The organism is Haoranjiania flava, assembly GCF_025631005.1.
In the GTDB taxonomy this organism is placed as follows: Bacteria; Bacteroidota; Bacteroidia; order Chitinophagales; family Chitinophagaceae; genus Haoranjiania; species Haoranjiania flava.
This window is the reverse complement of the sequence record NZ_JAOTPL010000003.1, coordinates 86184-109845: the sequence shown is the minus strand read 5'-3', so window position 1 is coordinate 109845 and position 23662 is coordinate 86184. Positions and strand designations below refer to the sequence as shown.

The window sequence follows — 23662 nt, the reverse complement described above, 5'->3', positions numbered from 1 at the left end:
GGCATTTACATTTATGCAGAAGTTACTACACCCAAGCCGGTTGACTGGGAAGTCTCTTTGAAGCAAAGTGATAAAAACCCTTACGGCGCTTATATCCTGTACAATTCGTTGGCTGATTATTTCCCCGGTGCCACCATCAACTCTTACCGGAAGCCGCCTTATAATGTGCTAACAGAAGCGCATGCTCCAGGAAAAAATACATCAGCCTATTTTCTGCTGGCGCCCAAACTCAATCTCTCCAAACAGGACATCAACGAGTTGCTGCGGTTTGTAAAAAGCGGCAATTATATTTTTATCGCTTCCCTAAATCCCGGCAAATTGCTTTTAGATACCCTGCAGTTGAAAACTACTTTTTATCAAGCGCTGCAAAAAGATTCTACGGTTATAAACTTTACCAATCCTGCGCTCCGCAGAAACGGCGGCTATACATTTACCAAATACACTATCGATGATAGTTTCACCTGGATCAACAAAAAAGATTCCGCAACCGTGCTGGGCATTACCCAACAAAACACCAGCCCGAATTTTGTACAATTCCGTATGGGCAAGGGCGCGTTGTTTATACATGCCGCGCCGCTCTGTTTCAGCAACCATTTTATGCTTACCGGCGATAATGCTGATTATGTAAACAAAGCTGTCTCTCATATTCCATCAAACATACAAACTGTTTATTGGGATGAATATTACAAACTCGGTCGCGAAGGCGCTGCTACACCATTGCGTGTGCTGCTCTCCAACTTCTGGACAAGGTGGGCTTTGCGTATAGCCTTACTGCTGATGCTCACTTACATTTTATTTGGCATGAAAAGAAAGCAACGCATTATACCCATCCTGAAACCGCTGGAAAATAAATCGCTGTCGTTTGCCGAAACGGTTGCTGCGCTTTACTATAACAGGAAAGAAAATGAACTGATCGTGCGTAAGAAGATGAACTTCCTTACAGAATTTATCCGGCAACGCTATGCGCTCTCAACCAACAAACCGGATGATGCGTTTGTAGAAACGCTTGCCCGGAAAAGCAATGTAAATAATGAACTGATCAGCGCTATTTTTTCACGGGCTGAACATTTACAGCTAACCGCCACAGACGAAGCGCTGGTTGCATTCAATAAACAATTAGAACAATTTTATCAACAGGCAAAAGCATAACTATGGAAGAAAAAAATGAATTAGCTCCACTGAACACCGCCATGCAACACATAAAACAAGAGATCGGCAAAGTGATCGTGGGACAGGAAGCAATGATAGAACTGTTGCTGGCAGCCATTCTCGCAGAAGGGCATGTGCTCATAGAAGGTGTACCGGGTGTAGCCAAAACGCTCACTGCAAAACTGCTGGCACGCTGTATTGATGCACCTTTCTCACGCATACAATTCACGCCGGACCTGATGCCGAGCGATGTGATCGGCACTTCTGTCTTTAACCTGCAGCAGGGAAGTTTTGCATTCAGGCAAGGCCCTGTATTCAGCAATATTGTGTTGATAGACGAGATCAACCGCTCGCCTGCCAAGACACAAGCCGCGTTGTTCGAGGTAATGGAAGAGCGGCAGGTAACCTACGACGGCATTACACATAAACTGCCGGAACCATTCATTGTGCTGGCTACACAAAACCCTGTAGAGCACGAAGGCACTTACCGCCTGCCTGAAGCACAGCTCGACAGGTTCCTGTTTAAGATCACCGTGAACTATCCGTCCCCTGAAGAAGAAGTAAAGATCCTGGAGCATGCACACAAAGGCTTTACCACACACTTCAATGAAACGGTTCATCGCGTAATTTCCGGGGAAGCAATTGTAGCATTCCGCCGGCAGATAAAAACAATCCACGTAGAAGAAAAAGTATTGAAATACATTGCAGACATTGTGAGTGAAACCCGCAACAATGCCTCTCTCTTCCTCGGCGCCAGCCCGCGTGCATCGGTGGCTGTGCTCAACGGCAGCAAAGCTGTTGCAGCCCTGAACGGTAAAGATTTTGTTACGCCTGATGACGTGATACGCGTACTGCCATCCGTGCTGGCACACAGGATAATCCTGACGCCGGAACGCGAGATGGAGGGCGCCACACCGCACGACGTGATTGAAGAGATCATTAAAAAAATTGAAGTTCCCAGGTAAGCAGCGTGAAAAACTTTTTTAAAAATTATATAGCCGCACTCTACTTTACGACCCGCTTTTTTATGGCAGGTGCAGTGGTCGTCAGCCTCATGGTGATTCGATTTTTTGCGTCGTGGCTGAGTATTATCCCTTTTATTGCCCTGTTGTTATTTGCCGGTATTTTTATTGTGGAATATATACTGCTGTTCAGAAAAAGAAACGCAGTTTATGCACAGCGTGCACATGCAGAACGCTTCAGCAACGGCGACGAGAACGAGGTAAAGTTATTCATAGAAAATAAATACCCTTTTCCTGTATACGCAGATATAATAGATGAAATACCCATACAATTTCAAAACAGGAACGTACATTTTTACACCCGTATTCATGCGGGCAAAACATCGGTAATTGATTACACACTCCGCCCTGTAAAGCGCGGCAGCTATGACTTTGGCAAGATCAATATTTACATCTCTGCATTTGCACGCTTCATCGAAAGAAGGTTTTCATTGGACCGTGCAAACAGTGTGGCGGTCTACCCATCGTACCTGCAGATGAGAAAGTACCAGCTCATGGCTATCAACAACCGCCTTTCGGAAGCCGGCTTAAAAAAGCAGCGCAGGCTTGGCCACAGCATGGAGTTTGAACACATCAAAGAATATGTTACCGGTGATGATTACCGCACGGTAAACTGGAAAGCTACGGCCAGGCGCGGCAGCCTGATGGTAAACAATTATGTAGAAGAAAAGAGCCAGCCCGTGTACTGCGTGATTGATAAGGGCAGGCTGATGGAAATGCCTTTTGATGGCTTAAGCCTGCTGGATTACTCCATCAATGCATCGCTGGTATTGAGCAGCATTGCTGTGCAGAAAGAAGACAAAGCCGGCATTATTACTTTCTCCGACAGGATGGGTACACTGTTGCCGGCAGACAAGCGTGCCTACCAGATGCAAAAAATTCAGGAAGTGTTGTACCGCCAGAAAACAAGATACCTGGAAAGTGATTTTGAAAAACTGTATATTACTATACGCAATAAGATCAGCCAGCGAAGCCTGATAGTATTATTCACCAACTTTGCTTCCCTGAACGGCATGCAAAGACAAAAAGCCTATCTCAAAAAAATTGCAGAGCGGCATTTGCTGGTAGTGGTATTTTTTCAAAATACAGAAATGAAAAAAGCATTGGAGAAGGAAGCCGCAAACCTGAAAGACATTTATATACAAACCATCGTAGAGCAGTTTGAGTTTGAAAAAAAACTAATCGTGCAGGAATTAAAACAGGAAGGTATATTTACCATACTTACACCGCCGCAGAACCTGACCGTGCAGGTGCTGAACAAATACCTGGAAATCAAAGCCAGGCAGTTGTTGTAATATCTTCAAACCTCATTGCCACCTTTAGTTATTTTCTTTGAGCCACAGCAAGGCATGCTGCAGAAGATTTGGCGGCGAGGGCTTTTCTGGGTTTTGCTTTTGAAGAAATTCATTAAAAAAATACTTTGCTCTTGCTTTATCTGCCGCCTTGGTTCGTGCGTACATCATACCATTCCAGAAAAGGCTTACAGGATTATGAAATAAATAATAGGCAGTATCCCTGTAACTTTTTGCCAGCTCAAATTTGCTTGTATGCTCAGCATATTTGGCAATCTGCAGCCAATAAGATTCTACATTAGGCGATAACCCAAACTCTATAGCCCTTTGAATAAAATACCTGCTGGAATCGAAATTTAATTTTTCTCCATAAGCTATACCGAGAAAATAAAACACCTTTTCGTTTAGTATACGCTTATCAAGCAAGCTGTTAGCAAGCACAATTGCTGAATCGGTTTTATTAGAATAAATATACGCTTTTATAATAAGGGCATTGGTATTAACCAGAGAACCGATCTTACCAAAATATTTACCGGAAAGTTTTGTAATGGTGTCATACCGGCTTCTTGTATCTGCTACTTTTATCATCTTATCTATGATCTCTGTATTCATAGAGTCCACGGCAAAGTAGGCATACAATATATCTTCGCATGCATCATATTGTTCTGTTTTGATAAGGTAGTCTGCATAGCTTGCTACAACAGCAGGAATCTTTTTGCCATTGTTGTACGCTTTTTCCAGGTACACTTTTCCTGAATCAATATCATCCTGCGCCAGGTAGATGTTGCCTAATTCCCTGTAGAGTAAAGCATTGTTTGCCAAGGTGTCTGCCAGTCTGCGTAAATACGGTATGGCGTTTACATAAGCGTTTTGCAGTTCATAGATATTTGCCATAAACCTGTTCGCTGTTATATCATAAGGGTTTTTCTTCAGGGTGTTTTCCAGCAGCTTTGCGGCCCGGTTATAGTCTTTCATAAAGTAATAAGAGCGCGCCAGGTCATTTGCCAAACCTGCATCAGCAGTATCTTTCAGTATCTTCTCCAGATAGCCGGCTGCCTGATCATAGAGCTGATTATCCAGCCAGAAATATACTTTGTAGCGGGAAGTATCCTGGGCTTTCAACAGAGAGGGAACAAAAACAATGAGCAGGAATAATATTGTATAGTATTTTTTCAACATGATACAGTTTTATTTCAATTGCAATATAAACTAAGTTTTTAATTTGACAATTAATTTTTTAATTTTTATGCTGTACCTATTGTAAAAGATTTATAAGAATTTGATTTTTGTTTTTCAGAGCAGGTAAATATTCCGAAATTTACACCTCAATTTTTAGACATGATTTTACAAAGAAGAAACAGGATTCTGAGGCGCAATGCCGCTATCAGGAGCCTGGTAGCAGAAACAACTCTAACAGCCAACGATTTTATTCTACCCGTTTTTATTGATGAAGGAAAAGATGTGGAGATTGAAATCCCTTCCATGCCAGGCATTTACAGGAGGTCGCTTGATAAAACCGTAGCCGAAGTGAAAGATTGCCGGAACCTCGGCATTAAAAGTGTACTGCTGTTTGTAAAATGTGATGATCAGCTGAAAGACAATACCGGCAGGGAAAGCTGGAACAAAGATGGGCTGATGCAGCAAAGCATCAGGGCTATAAAAGATGCAGTGCCTGAAATGGTAGTGATGACCGACGTAGCGCTGGATCCTTATTCTGAATATGGCCACGACGGCATTGTAAAAAATGGCGAAATTGTAAACGACGAAACCGTGGAGGCCCTTACAAGAATGAGCCTCTCTCATGCAGAAGCAGGCGCAGACTTTATTGCACCCAGCGATATGATGGACGGCCGGATCGGCGCATTACGTATGGCGCTGGAAGAAAACAATTACAGCCACGTAGGCATTATGTCTTACAGCGCTAAATATGCCAGTTGCTTTTACGGCCCCTTCCGCGATGCGCTCGACAGTGCACCGGGTTTTGGCGATAAAAAAACTTACCAGATGAATCCGGCCAACAGGCTCGAGGCCATCAATGAAATGCTGCAGGACGAAGACCAGGGCGCTGATATTGTGATGGTAAAGCCTGCCATGGCTTACCTCGATATTATCCGTGAAATACGCGAAAACACTACGCTTCCCGTAAGCGCCTACCACGTGAGCGGAGAATATGCCATGATAAAAGCTGCCGCAAAGATGGGCTGGCTCAATGAAGAAAAAGCTGTACTGGAAAGTTTACTGTCCATCAAAAGAGCGGGAGCAGGCCTCATTGCCACTTACTTTGCCAAATATGCAGCAAGGTTGCTGCAGGAATAAGGCAACGCTTATTTTTCCTTACTTTCCCTCTCTATTTCGTGCATCACAGATGGCGGAAGCTGCAGGGATGGCTTCTCTGTAATGATGGTATTATCACCACGTTTAGAAATGATCACGGTAATATTGTCATTGGGAATATCGAAGAAAATATTTGTTTTATAAATGTTGCAGCGCCGTGTTTTGCATGCGCTTACATTATAAATGTTTCCTTCCTTTACTTCAAAAGGCTCTTCCACTATCCAGTTTTCCTGCAGGTTTGCCATCTCGGTCTTGCCAAGCAGCGTTTCAAGCCTGTTCCTGATTACAGCGAATTTAAATAGCTGCACATCGCTGGCCTTCTTACCTATAAACCCTTTCAGGAAGCCCATTTGCTGTTTAGTGCTGTCGAATGCAGCCGAGGGTGTGTCTGTCATTTCATAGCTGCCGATAATAGATGCCTTGCCGATACAGAATTTAGCAAGCACATCTTTATCCCTGAACCTTGTGGAGAAAACATCTAACGTTCTTCTTTGTTTCTGCGGAAGCATAGCTATGTACATCTGGGCCGTATCTATACCGGTGGTGATGTAGGTAAAAAGCGTATCGTTGCGTGTAACTGCTTTGGTGGTGAGTGAACAGCTATCCTTCCCGCCGGACATCACGGTAATGAAGTTGAGTAAATACCGGCCTTCCACGCTGTCTTTTCTTATTTCCAGTTTTATCCTGAGCCCTTCTGGGGTAGTCTCTGTAATGCTGGGGTTAAAATATTCTCCTACAAAATCAACCGGGCCTTTCGCTTTCGGGGGCAATGTATCGGTAACCACTTCGTCAGTTGAAGGTACATCGTTGTCTCCGCAACTTGTGAAGTATAGAGCCATAAGCATTATCAGGCAAAGCTGTTTCATTTTATTTATCTGTTTAACCGGCCGTATGGAACAGATCGCGCGTAGCGAGTACACTTTGTACGATTATTCCTGCGACACTATTTTTCTCCGGCAGTTTTGAAGAAATAGTTTACTAAATCCGTTGTTCTTCGGAATAGGCTAAAATAATAAATTAATCATATACCTCAATACATTTTACCCGTCTTTTTTTCCAACTCTATTACCCGGCAGTTTTTTACCTGCCTGGCGTCGATTTCAAACTTCACCAGCGTCTGCACTTTATGCCATCCCTGTATGCCGCATGCACCGGGATTTATGTGCAGGCATTGCAACTTATCGTCGTACATGATTTTTAGTATGTGCGAGTGGCCGCTGATAAAAAGCAAGGGCCTTTCGCGGATAATGGTTTCTTTAACGCCCTGCGCATATTTGTTGGGATATCCTCCGATATGCTTCATGTAAACTTTTACCTCCTCACACATAAAAATATTTTCCAGCGGGAACTCAGTGCAAATTTTCGGGTTGTCTATATTGCCACACACGCCTCGCAAGGGCTTGAAGTCTTTCAGGGCATCTATCAGCCCCGGGCTGCCGAAATCGCCGGCATGCCACACCTCATCACAGTCTGCAAAATGCTTAAAAACACCGTCAGGCAAAAAGCTATGCGTATCCGATAATAAGCCAATAATTTTCATCAAACGAAGCTACGCAATCTGAATAGTAAAGTGGAAGGTGGAGAGAGAAAAGTGGAGAGAGGAATGTGAAATGTAGGGAGTGAGAGGTGAGAGGAGGAGTAAATAGTGAGAAGTTAAGCGTGAATCGTGATTAATAATTTATGATTTGTGAGAATTTGCAACCTTAATTTGAAATCTGAAATCTGTAATCGCAATTCCTCTAAAGAAAGCCTGCCTTTTTGGCGCAACTAATTTTTTTGCATAAAATTTGAGTTGTAAGTTTGAATATATTAAAAATGAAGCCTGCCTTCATCACAAGATAAAAAAACAATCATATGGATTTAGGAAAAGAATTTGAAAAATATGCAGTGAAAGAACGCCGCATCAGCAGCGCTACCCTGCATAACTATGGATATAATTTCACCAACCTTACACCGTACATTATTGAGGAACGTCCGCTGAACGTGGCGTCAATGGATGTTTTCAGCCGCCTGATGATGGACCGCATCATCTTCATGGGAGAAGCGGTGAACGATTATGTAGCCAATATTGTTACTGCGCAGTTATTGTTTTTAGACAGTACTGACAGAACACGCGATATTCAGATGTACATCAACAGCCCCGGCGGCAGCATCTATGCAGGCCTGGGCATTTATGATACTATGCAGTTTGTAAGCCCGGATGTGGCCACCATCTGTACCGGCATGGCAGCCAGCATGGGCGCGGTGCTGATGGCAGCCGGCGTAAAAGGCAAACGCAGCGCACTGAAACACAGCCGCATCATGATACACCAGCCGAGCGGCGCCATCGGCGGCCAGGCATCAGATATACAGATACGCGCACAGGAAATCAAAAAGCTGCGCAATGAACTGGATGAGATTATCTCCTTCCACAGCGGACAAGACGTGGCAACCGTGGCTAAAGACCGCGACCGCGACTTCTGGATGACGGCGCAGGAAGCTAAAGAGTACGGGTTGATAGACGAAGTGCTGGTAAGCAACCCGAGGAAATCTCAAGAGTAGAAGAAAGAATTTAATGGATAATGGATAATGGAGAGTCAAGAGTGGGGAGGAGAATGTGAAATGTAAGAAGTGAGCATGGTAAATGGTAAATGGTAAATAGAGCGAGGGGAATTATCCGTTTATACGCTGTAATCTGTAATTTATAATCTGCAATTTGTAATTTTAAAAAAATAAAAATGAACCTGTTATATAAAAACCCGTTTCTGAGTGAAGGCGATGACGACGACAATGAAGACAATCCCGATGAAATGGAAAGCAATGTAAAACCCGATCCGCAATCTTCCTTTATCTTAAAAAAGCAGGAAGAACTTTTCCTTAAGAAAAGAGATGTGTACCTTTGGGGCCCGGTAGATGATAAATCTGCCAGGGAAATTGTAGCTAAATTGCTCCTGCTTGATGCGGACAGGCCCGGCGAAGAAATAAAGTTTTTCATCAACAGCCCGGGAGGCATAGTTACCAGCGGCATGGTCATCTACGATACCATTAAAATGCTGCAATCGCCTGTAAGCACCATCTGCATGGGACTGGCTGCCAGCATGGGCTCCATCTTACTCAGCGCCGGCGAGAAAGGAAAAAGGTATATTTTTCCTCATGGCGAAGTAATGATACACCAGCCGAGCATTGGCGGTTATTTCCAGGCAACCTCTGCCGATATTGAAATTCAGGCAGAACAAATAGAAAAGACCAAGCAATTGAGCGCAAGGATATTGGCGGAAAATTGCGGCAAGCCGGTAGAACAGATACTGAAAGATTTCGACAGGGACTTCTGGCTTGATGCAGAGCACGCGATCAGCTACGGCATCGTAGACGCCGTGCTCGAAAAATTATAAAATAAAAAATGGCAACGAAAAAAAATATTTCCTGCTCCTTTTGCGGAAGGCCGCGCGCAGAAGTAAAAATACTTATTTCAGGCATGGACAATGCCCATATCTGCGAGAACTGCGTGGAGAATGCATCGGAGATCATTACCCAGGAACTGGAACTCAACAATAAATTAAAAAAATCTTCTTTAAAGCTCACCATACAAAAACCGGTAGAAATAAAGAAATTCCTTGACCAGTATGTGATTGGCCAGGACGATGCTAAGAAAATACTTTCCGTGGCCGTCTACAATCACTACAAAAGAATATTGCACAAATCTACTGAAGATACCGATGAGGTTGAGATTGAGAAATCAAACATCATCATGGTGGGCGAGACAGGCACAGGAAAAACATTGCTGGCAAAAACCATTGCACGCTTACTGAACGTGCCCTTTGCCATTGCAGACGCTACCGTGTTTACAGAAGCCGGATATGTGGGCGAAGATGTGGAGAGTATGCTTACCCGCTTATTGCAGGCATGTGATTATGATGAGCAGGCAGCCGAGCGCGGCATCGTTTTCGTAGATGAAATTGATAAGATTGCACGGAAGAACGACAACCCGTCTATCACCCGCGATGTAAGCGGCGAAGGCGTGCAGCAGGGGTTGCTAAAAATGCTGGAAGGCACCGATGTGCTGGTACCTCCGCAGGGAGGCAGGAAGCATCCCGAGCAAAAAATGATCAAGATGAACACACGCAACATTCTCTTTGTTTGCGGCGGCGCCTTCGATGGCATCGAGAAAATTATTGCAAGAAGAATTAATACCAACGCTATAGGTTTTGGCGTAAACAAAGAACAACAGGAGCAACAAAAGAAAAACCTGCTGCAATTTGTAAACCCTACCGACCTGAAATCCTATGGCCTCATACCTGAATTGCTGGGCCGATTACCGGTAGTAACACACTTGGACCCGCTCGACAGGAACGTCCTGCGCCGCATCATCACCGAGCCAAAAAACAGCCTGATAAAACAATACACCAAATTGTTTGAGATGGAAGGCATTAAGCTTACCGTAGAAGATGAAGCCTTGGATTTCATGGTAGAGAAGGCGCTGGAATTTAAACTGGGCGCACGCGGCCTCAGAAGCATTGTAGAGTATACGCTCAACGATGCCATGTTTGACCTGCCCGGTACGGATACCAAAGATTTCCACGTAACTTACGACTATGCCAGGCAGCAGTTTGAAAAAAGCAAGCTCGGCATGTTGGGCGCGGCATAAGCCATATAAATACGTATTATCCTGCGAAGCGCATCCCTGCTTCGCATTTTTTATGTATTGACTTTGGGCAGCGTGCTGTAGTTTGATAAAGCTTAATGCCGGACAGCATCTCCGTTACCCTACTCAAAAAAGCATGGGATTGCCATGCTTTTCTTTTTAATCATAACTATCCGGATGACAAGCAACCGAAAATATGTATCCGGGCCCATTATTAAAAACCACAATCATCCAAGCCTGGCGTAAGTTTGCCGGCCCATCTCTTGTTTCATATGAAATCTATAGTACCATTGTTAAACTTTTATATCTTAATAGTTGCTTCCTTAGTAGCCCGGATTCTGTTTAAGAGCAGGATTTACGGCGATTTGCTGACTTGGGAAGGCATAAACCAACTCTTTCGGCTTGCCCGACTCTGGCTTAGTCTCCCAGCTGCCCAAAAATTTATTGTATCTGATAAGGTCTTGTCTTCTCCAACCTTCCCAGTACAATTCGCGTCCTCTTTCGTCTAATAAATTGTCTAAGGTAAGAGATAGCAATGCTGCAGCACCCCTGTTATTTCTAATACCATTCACAATAGCCAATGCCTCGGCAGCGGTACCCGCACCGCCCCTAAGGATAGCTTCTGCTTTCATCAGTAATACATCAGCATAGCGGTATATCACCCAATCATTATTTTTTTGACCTGCTTTTGAAGCATAATCATATGCATATTTCAAAACTCTAATACCTGCCGTTTCTAAAGTGCTTCCAGATGTTCTCAAAGTAATTTCCGGAGTGAAACTAAGGGTTTGCGTTGACGGGTTTCTGGCCATAAGCGGCGCTCCTGTTGTTAAGTTGTATTGCTGTCCGACTAAAAAACCGACTGTCTTATTTTTCGCAGGATTTGGTTTATCGAAGCCTGTATAACGGTAGTCAAAGCCAAGCCTTTCGTCGCCGGCACTGAATTTATTGTAGAAGGCGCTTAAAGTGGCCCAACCATTCCAGCCTCCGGGATTCATATTGTAATGCGCAATTGTGTTGTAGGTATTTCCCACACTTCCTCCCCGTACACCTTCTTTATTATAGAGTGTAAAGATATTTTCGGTAGATTTTTCGTCGTTGTCTGGGGCAAAGTTATCAAAATACTTTCCCGGCAGAGAGATGGTGTATCCGGTAATTTGGTTTGCTAATTCAATCACTTTGTTCATGTCATCCGGTAGAAAACTTGGAGACTCACGGTTTAAAAAAGCTCCCCGGTTCAAGTATACTTTCATCAAAAGCACTCTTGCAGCGTTTTGACTTGCTACAAATGCAGGGACGCCTGATGGCAGGTCAGGCATTATCTCGTTCACTTCTTTTATTATAAAATCCAAGCCCTCTTTAGCCTCTAAGATTATAGGATCTAGTTTGAAGTTTATAAGGTCTTCGCGGTAAATAGCCTTTCCCCAAAGGTCCACCATATCAAAGAGTGCTAATGCACGAATAAATCTTGCTTCCGCTGCCTGCTGCTTTGTTGGATTGTTTCTTAAAACGTTGGATGATTGGAATACTGCTGCTCCAAAAGAATTAAAACAACCACTTAAATAATCATTATCTGCATTCCACGTATGCAGATGTATTGCGCGGTGTCTTCCGTTATCGTCCCAATCGCCACCTCTTGTTGGCGCAATAGCTTCATCTGATGAAAGCTCTTGCAAACACCAGCGGCTTCCCTGCTGATAGGGGCTGTTCAACATATTGTATGCTGTCACTAATAATTCTGCTGCAGCAATATCATCGCCTTCTTCCAGGTTGCTTCGAAACTTTTCATTGAGTTTGGTGCATGAAAAAAATAAAAGAAAAATCAGCAAATAGCTATATAAGTTTATATATTTCATAAATTCAGTCTTTATCGGTTAAAGAGAAAAATTAATTCCAAGTAAAAAAGTTCTTGCTGAAGGGTATGGAATGTATTCTATACCCAAAGATGGAATACCATTTGTTTCACCATTCGTATTAACTTCAGGATCAAAACCACGGTATTTGGTGAAAACCAACAGGTTTTGGCCTGTAAGCGATATGCTTAAATTCTTAATAGCTCCGTTAGCAATATTACCAACATTATAGCTGAGCGTAGCATTTGCCAGTTTTAAGTAATCGCCTTTTTCCAAATAACGCGTTGATGGCGCAGCCGAATTAGAGGTAGACTCTTTTAGTTCGGGTTTAAAGTAAACGGGAGATATATTTTTGCCAGAGAGATTGTTGATGCCTAGTACCGTCGCTAAAGTGTTATTGAATAAATAATGCCCGAATGCACCATTCATGTTAATCTGCGCAGCAAATTTTTTATACGAAGCCTGTGTTGAAATACCCAGCAATGTTTTGGGATTGGGGCTATGAATGTAGAATTTATTTTGCGCAGGATCAACATCCGAACCTGAATGGCCGTCTTTACTCAGATACATGCTTCTTCCGTTTGCAGGATCTATTCCTTCAAATATGGCGAGATACCAAACATTAAGCGGGTGCCCGGTAACCATACGCTGACCTACTACATTTGAAAACCCCTGGCCGCGCAGAACAGCTGTTTCATAAAACCCCGGCAACCCGGTTACGTTATTCTCAAGAAATGTAGCATTAGCTGCAAGGTTCCATCTCCATATATTGTTTCTGATTATATCTCCGCTAACAATTATCTCAAGGCCTTTGTTGACTACTTCACCATCAAGGTTCACCCAAATTTTGCCGGCAGGGGCGGGTTGTGCAATAGTCCTTTCAAATAAAGCATCTTTTGTTGTTTTATAAAAATAGTCAATTGAACCTGTGATCCTGTTATTTAACATCGCGAAATCAATACCTGCATTCAAGGTAGCAGATGTTTCCCATTTGAGATCGGGGTTTCCAAAATTTGTTTGTTCCTGGCTTTGCATCCCAAATACGTACCGGTTTCTGGAAGCTCCGGAAGGAAATTCGCTATTCCCGGTTTGTCCGTATCCCAAACGTAATTTCAGAATGTCCAGAAATGTTTCTCTGAGAAATTCTTCATTAGATATGTTCCAGGCGAAAGCTAAAGAAGGAAAATTTGCATATTTATTGTTTTCACCAAACTTTGTGGATCCATCTCTCCGTATTGTACCAGTTAATAGGTATTTGTCTTTGTAATTGAAACCCAAACGTAGAAAAACAGATTGCAATTCATTTACAGGCGACCGCTCTGAATTAATATTACGGTTTGAAGCCACCGAGTACCCCAGATAGTCATAGAAATCAATTCCCTTATTGGTAAAACCAGAGCCCAATTGGGAATTCCAGCGTGAATCATAACTTAAATATTCGTACCCGGCCACTGCATTCAGGTTCAAGTCATTTGTCAGATCTTTATTAACGTTTAAGGTATGTGTAATTTGCTGATCGGTATTGGTATTATTATTAATAAATGCCATTCCTTTCTCATTATGCGTAGGATTTATCTGCAACCTGTCGTACATGCCTGTACGCAGCCCCGTTTGCCGGGTTAAACTGTAAGCGAGGCGATACTGTAGCCAGTCAGTGATTTTATAGGATGGAGCTATATTAGCGATGATGGTGTTAACGTTAGTCTTATCTTTGAAAGCTTCCAAAGAAGTAAGAGGATTAATGATTGTAGGGCTAACCCAGGTAAGTTTCCCATTTTCATCTTTCAAAGTCCTGGTCGGGTTCCAGTTCAATGCCTGTGATACCACGTTACCTTCAAAACCTACTGCCACATCAATGGGAGCTACTCTTTCACGCGTTTGTGTAAAGAAGAGGTCCACATCCAGGCCCAGACGCTTGCTTTCAAGAAATTTAAAGCTTGAGCTTAAGTTTGCTGTTAGCTTGTTGAGCTCGCTGGTTTTGATAATGCCTTCCTGGTTCAAATAACCCAGGGATAACCGGTATCTGCCACGATCTGTGCCGCCGGTAATAGCTAAGCTGTGATTATGGATCATTGCGGTTCTTAATATTTCACTAAAAGCATCCACATCACTACCAAAATCTGCACTAGTTGTCTCACCGGGAGTATACGTTTTTAAAGCTTCTCTAAACTGTGAGGCTGACAATACTTCCGGCTTCCTTAGCAAATTGGATATTCCTACAGACGAATTAATATTAAACGTGGGTTCTCCACTTGCACCTCTTTTGGTGTTAATAATTACCACTCCATTTGCCCCGCGCGAGCCGTAAATAGCCGTAGCAGAGGCGTCTTTGAGAATATCTATGCTGGCGATATCATTGGGATTAAGATAGTCCAACGGATTTCCTCCGTCAGATCCAAATCCTCCAGAACCTCCAGGACGCGCTGACTTTCCGGATAAAGCTATACCATCAAGCACAAATAATGGATTATTACTGGCTCTTATTGAAGAGTTTCCACGTATGCGTACAGTAGTAGACCCCCCTGGCTGCCCTGTATTATTAATAACCATTACACCAGGTGTTTTACCCTGGATAAGCTGGTCCGGAGCCACGTTTATGCCTTGATTAAAGTCTTTGGACTGCAATGTTACAATAGAGCCTGTAACATCTTTCTTTCGTACAGTTCCGTATCCCACAACTACCACATCTCCCAGGCTTTCATCATCTGCTTTCAAGCTTACAATAATGGTGTTGGGAGCATTTGCTTTCAAGGTATAGCCGGAAATACTTCTTTTTTCGTAGCCGACTGCACTGAAGTCAAAATTATACTGGCCGTCAACAGGCAGGTTACTGATGGTGAAATTTCCGGCCGAATCTGCAATAGCCTGGTACGTTTTCTGTGTATTGATGTTTTTTGCAGATACGGTGACAAAACCCACAGGGTTGCCTGTTCCATCGGAGATCATACCTTTAACCGTTGCATTTCTTTCCTGTGCAAATAAGCCGGCGGTACTGGTTAATAATACTACATACAGTATTATAAAATGCAGGTATTTTTTTAGCATATTTATTAACTTAAATTTATGTGAATATGGTATAAAACGTACGTAAGTAAGCTTATCCCCTAATCAATTGGCAACTTATCTGTAAATAATATATTTATTGGCATCTATATTACTGATTACGAACCCGTTAAGCTTGGTAATATTTTTCAGGATTTTTTCAATGGGTAACCTGAATCTACAAATATGTGGTCGCCTTTTGGGTATTCTTGTATTCTCTGGCAACAACACTTTTTCTGGGCTTTACAGGAGGCATCGTGGTATTGTTCACAGATTTCAATCCATCGTCCAGCCGCAAAAATGCCTGTTGTACCCAGTAAACCGTTGCAAGGGCCGGCGGAACCTGGCTAGAATATATAGCAAAGCGTTTGCCTTCAAATATTCCAGAATGTCCTGCTGAAAAAATCCGCTGTCAAACGTAGGAGCCCTACCGTTTTTATTGCCTGTTTTGGACAGGGTGCCGTCCTGAAAAGATAGAAAATGTTTTGAAGACGAACTAGTGCCACTTCGCAGCCATATGTTGTCAACACTACATACACGTCATTGATAAGCAATGAGCGGGTGTCAGAAGGCGACGCACCTTGCTGATTTCCGGCACTGGGTAGTCATTATAGAATTAAAATCCAGCACAATTCGGTCAAATTGCCTTTCTCCATCAACCAGCAATAGAATGTTGGCAGCGGCCATTTGATCGGACTGCATAAACTTGCCAAAAAACCGTTTGTAAGCATCCTGCTTTTGATTTATTTCTTTCCCATATCCTTGTACATGAGGAACAAGTGGGCAGCCGACCAGCTGAAATGTGATGCTTTAAGCCGTTGGCCCGTATGAACATCATAATTTTCATGAATAGGGGCATCGCCATCCAGTCCCTTAAGGCGGCCGAATACCTGCCGGGTATAAGTATCTGCCTCCTGAGTATAGCCATACTTTCTCAGACCCGCTATGGCAAAGTAGACCTGATCAAGCCATATAGGACCTCTCCAGTAACCCCGTGAATTAAACTTAGGATTATCGGCCGCCGCAGTAGGGAAAGGTATATAGGTAGAAAACTTTTTAGGATCAAACATGATTTTTGCAACCCGTTCAGCCTGCTGTTTGTTCGCCAGCCCAGTCCAGAGCGGCGTCCATCCTTCGGGACCATACACCTCAATAAAATCTCCCTTTAACGTCTTATCGAAGAAATAGCCGTGCCGGTTGCTAAAGAAGTATTTTTGCAGTACTGCTTTCCGGTCGATTTCCTTAAAAGGAACAGACAGCACTTTGGCGAACTTCTTCAGCAGTTCATACTCAAGATGCAGGTAGGCGTTTAAATCCACCGACTCCTGATCCATACTCCATGCATTCGGGCTATTTTTAAGCATCATCGTTCTGTCAAAGCGAATGGCATTATCCATCCCGCTTTCCCATTTAGCAGCTTCCAGCGTGCCGTCGGTAGCGCCATATTCACAAATGCCGTTTTTGTCATGATCGCGATAGGTATACCACCATTGATAGTACTTCAGCAGTTTAGGGTACATCTCCTTCAGGAACGCTTTGTCGCCGTCTGCTTTATAGATAGCGTCCACGGCCCACGCTGCCAGAGGAGGCTTTGAGTCGCGGTAGTTGTTTTCGGCAGAATCCGTATAGATACAATCGGCAATCATGCCCGTCTCATCCTGATAGTCAAACATCGTGCGCATCTGATCTTTTGCAAGCTTATTATCGATAGACGACAAGGCAACCGCATGTTTCCAGGAGTCCCAGGCCCAGAAGCCTACAAAATAGTCCATTGCATGCGAGGGTACCAGGCCCGCATGATACAGGGCGCCTTTAGGACTACGCCAATTGCTGATAAGCGTCATGATGCTTTTCACCATTACTTTATTGTTTTTCAGAGGCATATCGCTGCGCAGGTTGGCACGGATGTAGCCATTCCACCTGTTGCTGTTAGCATCGAATTTTTCATTAGCCCTCTTAAGTATCCCTGCAGCTTCAGCCTTACGCCGGGAATGCTCCTCACTGCTGTTGAAATAAGAAACAACAACATTTAACTGTCTGACACAGTTTTTTGAGCTAGCCGTATACGCCTTGCCGCTCACATCCAGACTTACATTTCCAGGGAAACTAAGCATGATGATCTCTCCCTTTTTTAAGGTTGACAGTAGAGAGTTACCCTGCCTGGTCCATACCATCGGTCCAGACAGACTTCCTTCAAGTTTGAAGTATACGTCTTTTGCCGAACTACATTTAAGCAAAGCATGATTGGCGGTTATGAATACAAGCGCCTGGTCAAGCTTTTCCAGGCCAGACGAGGATTTCATTAGCAGCTTGCCTGGATAATAAATCGCTGTATCCGGCTTATAAACAAGCTCCTGCCTGTTTTTGTTCAGAGCCGATAGCTTAAATACAGATTCGCTTACCCAGGTACGGTTGTCAAGGTCAAAAGGGCCGCAGAATCCGTTATAAGAAGCTCCCCTGGCCGGTATGGTAAAGCCCATCCATGAGCCCATATCCGTAAACATGCCCTGCCCCTGCAGCCTTCCCGAATTTGGCGTGTAGACCACATTCAGCAAATTGGGATAGTCCATCCTGTAATCTTTCTTCCCCTGCGCAGGGTTCTGCCCCGCCTTGCACGACTGTAAGAGTGCAGTTGTACCAAGCAGGAAGGCCACTGTCAGGCCAAGTTTTTTCGATTTGCTTATAGTTGCTGGCAGCATTAAAATTTCTTGTTTAAATCGGCCGCACTAATACCCTTTCCAAAAGGAATGATAGTAAAGCCATAGGTCATATCAACCGGTGTAATTGTATATTCAGGATGCGTTTGGGCGCCCCAGGTATTATCTCCGCCAACACCCATTTGCAGGTAATCAATGTTAAGCCACACCATATCCTGCTTCTGTATACTGCCTCCATGCTTGCGTTGTATCTTAAACGGGACGTACATAAGCTCCGACATCGGAAAATTCCAGGCGCTGATGTTTAGGGGTTGCTTACCCTTTACCAATATACCTTCGCCCCTGGCATTTGCCAGTTTAAACCAGCGCACGTCCGACTTATTACCCGTTTCCTGAGGCCGCACATAAGGGTGAAACTGGCTCCATACATCGCTTTTGTACAAGTCAACCAAAGCCGAACTCTTTCTGTCCCAATAGTTTTCGTGAGGTCCCCTTCCAAACCACTGCATCTGGTCGTACTCCCCTTTAAGCACCATGTGCATGCCTACTTTGGGTATTTCCGGAAGCGGCTTGCTGCCGGTGAGTAGCTTATAATTCACATCGATCACTCCCTGAGCATCAATTGAAAAGTCCATATGTACTTTTGCATCCTGTTTAGCAAGGTCATACACCACATTCACCAACATTTGATTGCCGCTTTTCGCATGAGTGATGCGTTCAAGTGTCATATCCTGCGTTGCATCTCTCCACGTTGCACAGCGCTGCTGCAACCCGTTTGATACATCATTATCCGTCAGAGGCCGCCAGAAATTAGGCACTAAGCCTTCTTTTAACAGCTCGTTGCCTCCCTGTTTCATAGAAAACAGCTGCCCGTTCTTTTTAGAAAAAGCGACTTCAAAGCTATTTCCCGATATCACAATCCTTTCCTTGTGATCACGTACGTTTAAAGGCCCTTGAGCCGGCTTTCTTGCCATAAGCAATTTTTCCACCGGCAGTAAAAACTGTTCATAAGCCTGCAGATGTCCAGCCGGGATGAGCGGATGATTACCCTTGTAATAAGCATTAATATGTAAAAAATACTCCCTGCCAGGAGCAGGAGTCAGCGAAGGCAGGTCCAGTATAACCTCGCGCGACTGATGTGCTTTTAACCCTTTTATGGAAAACGGCTTTTTACGCAAAACTTCACCGTCGGCCTTAATCTGCCATTCAAAATCGTAGTCGTCCAGACTACTGAAATCAAAACGATTGGTTACACGGATCTTCCTGTCAGACAAGGAAACCGGCTCAAAATGCACAGGTTGGTACACTTTTTTTACCTCCCATATATGCGGATGCAGTGAGCGATTCGCTGAAACCAGTCCGTTTGCACAAAAATTCGAGTCGTTGGGCACACCCACATAGCCCATATCGCCTCCATAAGCCCATATGTCATTGTTCTTTTCATCTTTTATCAGGAAAGTCTGGTCTACCCAGTCCCATATAAAGCCGCCCTGAAGTTGATCATACTTCCATATAAGGTCCCAGTAGTCATTCAGGTTGCCTACGCTGTTGCCCATGGCATGTGCATATTCGCAAAGGATGAGAGGCTTCGGCTGACGCTGGTTCACATGCTCTCGCAAATGATATACCCGGGCATACATGGGGCAGTAAATGTCTGAAATACCCGTTCTGCGCGCACCCTCATATTGAACAGGGCGTGAAGAATCATACTTTTTAAGCCAGTGGTACAACGTTTCAAAGTGCTTTCCATAGCCAGATTCATTGCCAAGTGACCAGGTAACAACCGAGGTGTAATTCCTGTCGCGCACGGCCATGCGCTCCACGCGTTCCTGAAAAGGTACTATCCAGTCGGGATGATTGGCCAGCGTTTCCATTTTGGTTGATTCCATTCCATGCGATTCAAGGTTGGCCTCATCAACCAGGTAGAGGCCATATTCATCACACAGTTCATACCAGTCTTCAATATTCGGATAGTGGCTGCAGCGCACCGCATTGATATTGAACTGCTTCATCAGTTTAATATCCTGGATCATGCTTTCCTTTGTAATGCTTCGTCCGGTAAGCGGATTGAACTCATGCCGGTTTACACCCTTTATTTTAACCGGCACGCCATTGATTAAAAACAATCCGTTCTTCATTTCAATGCTTCTGAAGCCAAAGCGATGAGAGAAGGCTTCCGTTACCCGGGCATTCTTATCCAGCGTGCTTACAGTAAGTGTATATAAATGAGGCGACTCAGCTGTCCAAGATTTTACATTGCTGAATGAGCTTTCCATATCAAAAGCCATATCTGCCTTTCCTTTCAGTTGCCGGGTATTTGTATAAATAAGTTCGTCTCCGTCAGAAACTTCCACTTTAACCGAAGAGCCTTCAAAAGAAGGCCCCTTTTTCATTTTAATGGCCAGTTTAAAAAGCCCGTCTTTATAGCCATTGTTCAGCTCCGCTTTAAGACCAAAGTCTTCAACCCGCGTTTTAGGGCGGGCAATCAGCGCAACATTGCGTTCAATGCCGCTAAACTTCCAGTAGTCCTGTCCTTCCAGGTAAGAGCCATCGCTGTAGCGGTATACTTCAACAGACACGTCATTTAAGCCGGGTCTCAAATGTTTGCTTATATCGAAATCTGCCGGAAGCCTGCTGTCTTCACTATAGCCTACATACGCTCCGTTCACCCAGCAGTAAAAGGCCGATTCAACCCCGCTGAACCGTAAGATGACGTCCATTCCTTTCCAGTCGGCAGGAACAGTGAAGGTACGCTTGTACGAGCCTACCGGATTATAATCCTTAGGTACATGAGGAGGGTTAGGAGGGAAGGGATAGGATACATCCGTATAGATCGGTGCATCAAAGCCCTGTAGCTCCCAGCTTCCGGGTACAATGATCTTGCTCCAGGCTTCCATTTTAAAGTCTTTTTTGTAAAACTCGGCCGGGCGCGATGCAGGATTTTTGGCATAATGAAAGTTCCACGTTCCGTTCAGCAGCAGCTCCCTGCTATTTTCCTGCAGCCTTTTCATAGCGGCTTCTTTAGCGGCATACGGTTTGAAAAAGGCATGCATGGGCAAGCGGTTTACCTGGTTTACCAGAGCATTTTCCCACTCCTTAGGCTTTTCCTGTGCATACACAAGCTGCGTCAGGATAGACAGCCATATAATAATGTTCAATTTTTTCATTCCTAATCAATTATAAATAGCAAAAAAAAGTAACCAGAAAAGGCACCAGCAGGTCCAATGTTATGCCATGAAAAATAGCTATGATCACAAATTCCGAACCCGAATACCTGCTAATTACAGGCAGCGTAGTATCCATAGTGGTAGCGCCTCCGGAACATACAGGAGCCAGTTTTCCAAAACAGGCAACCAGCAAAGGTGCAGCAAGCAAGGTGAAGAGCTCCCGTATAATGTTAGAAACCAAGGCAATGGTACCCAGTTCGGCACCTTTATACTGGGTGATGAAAATGCTTGACAGGGAATAATAGCCAAAGCCCGATCCCACAGCCATGCATTCAAATATAGTCCACCTGGGAATAAGAAGTCCCGTCAGTGCCGACCCGATCAGCGTACCGGCAAGGGTTGCCAGCGGCACCAGCATGATCCTGAATTTATTGATCTTCAGCGAAGCCAGTGTTTGGCTGTCATAACCAATATTGATACCTACGAGAAACATTAGCACATACAAAACGTACACACTAAAGTCGTTTTGCAAGATCACTTCAGGCAAGATGCCCGTGTAGCCTGCCAGGGCTCCGGCAATAAAAAACGAAAGTATAATCAGGCTTCCTTTCATGCTGTATATAAAAAAAGTGCAATTAATTTATTCATGTTCCTTCGTGTTTTCCGTTTTTGTGCTCTTTCCCTTTATAAAGACTTTAGCATAGAGCCACCAGCTAAGCAGTACGCTGCCTGCAATAGCGCCTATGGTTATAATAAGGGCCTGGAGCCCGATGGTATCAAGATTGTTAACAATTTTTTCATTTGTGCCTACAGAAATCCCCAAAAAGAAAAGCAAGATGAAAATAAAACACGAAATAAGCTTACCTATAAACTTAATATCAGGAAAACGCCTCAGGAAATATCCTGAGGCAATTCCGATTAGCATAATAATAAATACAGTGAACATACAATAAGGGCCTTAAATCAATTTTTTAGCGTGAAGTTATTAAAACATTAATTAATCTGGTCATTTGATTTTACTTCCAGCAGCGGCACCGGATAGAAGTTATTTTTCTCGGGATTAAAGCCCGTGCGCCCAACAGCGGCCAGCGCCTGTTTGGTCTTGCCCCAGCGTCTCAGATCGTAAAAGCGCGTATTTTCAAGTGCAAACTCCAGTATACGTTCATGTTCTATCTGCTGCCTTACAGCCCCGGCGCTCGAAGAAGCAGCGATGGAAGGCATGTCTGCCCGTGCCCGAACCTGATTGATCAGCGGAACAGCTTCAGCAGTTTTACCCTGTTCGTTCAGTGTTTCGGCCAGCAAAAGCAGGACGTCGGCATAGCGCATCAGTGGAATGTTAATAGCAGTCCTTGATTTTTCCATATCAGCCCAGGTGGGCGGGAGAAACTTTCTGAACGAAGCCTTCTCAGAACCTTTTCCAAAAAAATCATCATAAGTAGATCCATACACGCGCCCGGCATTGTCATTAAAATAAGGATCGTTAAAGAACATAGTTTGATACATACGGGAATCATACATTCCTTTTGAAGATGTGCGGCCCTCCTTTTTAAATTCCTCTATAAGCATAGTGCTTGGAGCAATTTCATCCCATCCGCCTATCTCGCCGGTAGCTATCCACTTATGAAGCGCTGTACGGTATGATGCTCCATTGGATGTATTGTCTGTAAACTGGAGTTCAAAGATAGACTCCTCGCTGTTTTTGTTGGTACCGTCAAACATGGAAATAAAGTTAGGCACCAGCGAATAACCGCTTACGTTCTTAAACGCTGCTTCAGCTCTAGACAGGTAGTCGGCTTTCTTAGCCGGTTCTTCATAAGCCCTGGTAAGCAGACAGTAACCCAGATATGCGTAAGCAGCATTTTTATTGGCTCTTCCCTTACGCTCAGAAGGTTGTTTGGCCGGCAGGTTAGCAATGGCGTTTTCAAACTCCTTAACGATAAAGTCCCAAGCTTCAGTCCTCCCGGAAAGAGGTTTGCTTATTTGCGCCTCATCGGTAATGTATTCATTCCGTATAATGATTTTTTCCCAATTAAGAATCAGCTTCATATGGTAGTAGGCTCTCAGAAAATGCGCTTCGGCAAGTATCTGGCTACGAAGCGCCTGATCCATATTGATAGCAGGCACCTTAGTCAGCACCTGGTTGGCATACGAAATACCGGTATAGTGGTTTTGCCAGAAAGACGAGAACTGACTGTTGCCATTTGTATACGTAAAATTATACAGCTCTACCCAGTTGGGATAGTTAAGCGCATCAGTGCCGATGGCGCATATATCTTCCCGGTAAGCCTCTACAGGATATTTAACCTCGGCAAATTCCCAGATATCTGTAGCACCTTCCAGTTTCGAGTATACAGCTGCCAGGCCCGACTCCGCATCAGCCTGCGTGCGCCAGTAATTTTTGGATGTAAGCTTATCGGGTGCATCCAGGTTCAACTTATCATCGCATGCTGTAAACAGGCTGGCCGTAAACAGCAGAAATCCTATTATTAAGATATATTTTTTCATATCTGTTAAGTTTTTATAAT

The 23662-nt window shown here is 44.0% G+C and carries 17 protein-coding genes; 7 read left to right on the top strand and 10 right to left on the bottom strand.

All coding sequences use genetic code 11. The annotated features are described in order from the left end of the window. Nucleotides 1–57: 57 nt before the first annotated feature. Genes OD355_RS03370 through OD355_RS03360 form a run of 3 tightly spaced genes read left to right on the top strand, consistent with a single transcriptional unit; the run spans nucleotide 58 to nucleotide 3466 of the window. The gene (locus OD355_RS03370; RefSeq protein ID WP_263037039.1) at nucleotides 58–1149 is read left to right on the top strand and encodes a DUF4350 domain-containing protein; all 1092 of its coding nucleotides are present in this window, start codon (nucleotides 58–60) and stop codon (nucleotides 1147–1149) included. Between the two features lie 2 nt (nucleotides 1150–1151). Next, entirely contained in the window at nucleotides 1152–2114 is a 963-nt protein-coding gene (locus OD355_RS03365; RefSeq protein WP_263037038.1) for an AAA family ATPase, read from the top strand. A gap of 5 nt (nucleotides 2115–2119) precedes the next feature. Continuing rightward, nucleotides 2120–3466 carry a DUF58 domain-containing protein gene (locus OD355_RS03360; RefSeq protein WP_263037037.1) on the top strand — a complete coding sequence of 449 codons (1347 nt, stop codon included), beginning with the start codon at nucleotides 2120–2122 and terminating at the stop codon, nucleotides 3464–3466. Nucleotides 3467–3490: 24 nt separating this feature from the next. On the opposite strand, the gene OD355_RS03355 is transcribed toward OD355_RS03360, so the two are convergent. Continuing rightward, the gene (locus OD355_RS03355) at nucleotides 3491–4642 is read right to left on the bottom strand and encodes a tetratricopeptide repeat protein (RefSeq protein WP_263037036.1); all 1152 of its coding nucleotides are present in this window, start codon (nucleotides 4640–4642) and stop codon (nucleotides 3491–3493) included. Nucleotides 4643–4801: 159 nt separating this feature from the next. Here OD355_RS03355 and hemB point away from each other — a divergent pair, with 159 nt between their 5' ends. Then, complete coding sequence (gene hemB, locus OD355_RS03350) at nucleotides 4802–5779, top strand: porphobilinogen synthase (protein WP_263037035.1); 978 nt, start codon at nucleotides 4802–4804, stop codon at nucleotides 5777–5779. A gap of 8 nt (nucleotides 5780–5787) precedes the next feature. Here the strand turns inward: hemB and OD355_RS03345 are convergent, their stop codons facing one another. Continuing rightward, on the bottom strand, nucleotides 5788–6636 hold the full coding sequence (locus OD355_RS03345) for a hypothetical protein (protein ID WP_263037034.1): 849 nt from the start codon (nucleotides 6634–6636) through the stop codon (nucleotides 5788–5790). Nucleotides 6637–6827: 191 nt separating this feature from the next. Further along, nucleotides 6828–7337 carry a metallophosphoesterase family protein gene (locus OD355_RS03340; protein ID WP_263037033.1) on the bottom strand — a complete coding sequence of 170 codons (510 nt, stop codon included), beginning with the start codon at nucleotides 7335–7337 and terminating at the stop codon, nucleotides 6828–6830. Between the two features lie 314 nt (nucleotides 7338–7651). On the opposite strand from OD355_RS03340, the gene OD355_RS03335 reads away from it, so the two are divergent. The 3 genes from OD355_RS03335 to clpX all read left to right on the top strand — a co-directional run bounded on the left by OD355_RS03335 (nucleotide 7652) and on the right by clpX (nucleotide 10421). Continuing rightward, nucleotides 7652–8338 carry a ClpP family protease gene (locus tag OD355_RS03335; RefSeq protein WP_263037032.1) on the top strand — a complete coding sequence of 229 codons (687 nt, stop codon included), beginning with the start codon at nucleotides 7652–7654 and terminating at the stop codon, nucleotides 8336–8338. A 176-nt stretch (nucleotides 8339–8514) separates the two neighbouring features. Beyond that, nucleotides 8515–9168, top strand: coding sequence for a ClpP family protease (locus OD355_RS03330; protein WP_263037031.1), 654 nt, complete (start codon nucleotides 8515–8517; stop codon nucleotides 9166–9168). An 8-nt stretch (nucleotides 9169–9176) separates the two neighbouring features. Next, nucleotides 9177–10421, top strand: a complete 1245-nt coding sequence (gene clpX / locus OD355_RS03325) for an ATP-dependent Clp protease ATP-binding subunit ClpX (RefSeq protein WP_263037030.1) — start codon at nucleotides 9177–9179, stop codon at nucleotides 10419–10421. A gap of 320 nt (nucleotides 10422–10741) precedes the next feature. On the opposite strand, the gene OD355_RS03320 is transcribed toward clpX, so the two are convergent. The 7 genes from OD355_RS03320 to OD355_RS03290 all read right to left on the bottom strand — a co-directional run bounded on the left by OD355_RS03320 (nucleotide 10742) and on the right by OD355_RS03290 (nucleotide 23642). Next, nucleotides 10742–12274, bottom strand: a complete 1533-nt coding sequence (locus OD355_RS03320; protein WP_263037029.1) for a RagB/SusD family nutrient uptake outer membrane protein — start codon at nucleotides 12272–12274, stop codon at nucleotides 10742–10744. Between the two features lie 18 nt (nucleotides 12275–12292). After that, on the bottom strand, nucleotides 12293–15316 hold the full coding sequence (locus tag OD355_RS03315) for a SusC/RagA family TonB-linked outer membrane protein (RefSeq protein WP_263037028.1): 3024 nt from the start codon (nucleotides 15314–15316) through the stop codon (nucleotides 12293–12295). Between the two features lie 740 nt (nucleotides 15317–16056). Then, nucleotides 16057–18012, bottom strand: coding sequence for an MGH1-like glycoside hydrolase domain-containing protein (locus OD355_RS03310; protein WP_263037027.1), 1956 nt, complete (start codon nucleotides 18010–18012; stop codon nucleotides 16057–16059). Beyond that, nucleotides 18012–21137, bottom strand: a complete 3126-nt coding sequence (locus OD355_RS03305; RefSeq protein ID WP_263037026.1) for a glycoside hydrolase family 2 TIM barrel-domain containing protein — start codon at nucleotides 21135–21137, stop codon at nucleotides 18012–18014. Before OD355_RS03305 ends, OD355_RS03310 begins: the two co-directional genes overlap by 1 nt. Nucleotides 21138–21147: 10 nt before the next feature. After that, entirely contained in the window at nucleotides 21148–21750 is a 603-nt protein-coding gene (locus tag OD355_RS03300; protein ID WP_263037025.1) for a lysine exporter LysO family protein, read from the bottom strand. Nucleotides 21751–21777: 27 nt separating this feature from the next. Beyond that, nucleotides 21778–22062, bottom strand: a complete 285-nt coding sequence (locus OD355_RS03295; protein WP_263037024.1) for a lysine exporter LysO family protein — start codon at nucleotides 22060–22062, stop codon at nucleotides 21778–21780. A gap of 68 nt (nucleotides 22063–22130) precedes the next feature. After that, nucleotides 22131–23642, bottom strand: coding sequence for a RagB/SusD family nutrient uptake outer membrane protein (locus OD355_RS03290; protein ID WP_263037023.1), 1512 nt, complete (start codon nucleotides 23640–23642; stop codon nucleotides 22131–22133). Nucleotides 23643–23662: the final 20 nt, after the last annotated feature.

Excerpts from the sequence above, each read along its gene's own strand:
- OD355_RS03365 (WP_263037038.1), top strand. The coding sequence starts at position 1,152 with ATGGAAGAAAAAAATGAATTAGCTCCACTGAACACCGCCATGCAACAC.
- OD355_RS03355 (WP_263037036.1), bottom strand. The coding sequence starts at position 4,642 with ATGTTGAAAAAATACTATACAATATTATTCCTGCTCATTGTTTTTGTT.
- hemB (WP_263037035.1), top strand. The coding sequence starts at position 4,802 with ATGATTTTACAAAGAAGAAACAGGATTCTGAGGCGCAATGCCGCTATC.
- OD355_RS03345 (WP_263037034.1), bottom strand. The coding sequence starts at position 6,636 with ATGGCTCTATACTTCACAAGTTGCGGAGACAACGATGTACCTTCAACT.
- OD355_RS03340 (WP_263037033.1), bottom strand. The coding sequence starts at position 7,337 with ATGAAAATTATTGGCTTATTATCGGATACGCATAGCTTTTTGCCTGAC.
- OD355_RS03335 (WP_263037032.1), top strand. The coding sequence starts at position 7,652 with ATGGATTTAGGAAAAGAATTTGAAAAATATGCAGTGAAAGAACGCCGC.
- OD355_RS03330 (WP_263037031.1), top strand. The coding sequence starts at position 8,515 with ATGAACCTGTTATATAAAAACCCGTTTCTGAGTGAAGGCGATGACGAC.
- clpX (WP_263037030.1), top strand. The coding sequence starts at position 9,177 with ATGGCAACGAAAAAAAATATTTCCTGCTCCTTTTGCGGAAGGCCGCGC.
- OD355_RS03320 (WP_263037029.1), bottom strand. The coding sequence starts at position 12,274 with ATGAAATATATAAACTTATATAGCTATTTGCTGATTTTTCTTTTATTT.
- OD355_RS03315 (WP_263037028.1), bottom strand. The coding sequence starts at position 15,316 with ATGCTAAAAAAATACCTGCATTTTATAATACTGTATGTAGTATTATTA.
- OD355_RS03310 (WP_263037027.1), bottom strand. The coding sequence starts at position 18,012 with ATGCTGCCAGCAACTATAAGCAAATCGAAAAAACTTGGCCTGACAGTG.
- OD355_RS03305 (WP_263037026.1), bottom strand. The coding sequence starts at position 21,137 with ATGAAAAAATTGAACATTATTATATGGCTGTCTATCCTGACGCAGCTT.
- OD355_RS03300 (WP_263037025.1), bottom strand. The coding sequence starts at position 21,750 with ATGAAAGGAAGCCTGATTATACTTTCGTTTTTTATTGCCGGAGCCCTG.
- OD355_RS03295 (WP_263037024.1), bottom strand. The coding sequence starts at position 22,062 with ATGCTAATCGGAATTGCCTCAGGATATTTCCTGAGGCGTTTTCCTGAT.
- OD355_RS03290 (WP_263037023.1), bottom strand. The coding sequence starts at position 23,642 with ATGAAAAAATATATCTTAATAATAGGATTTCTGCTGTTTACGGCCAGC.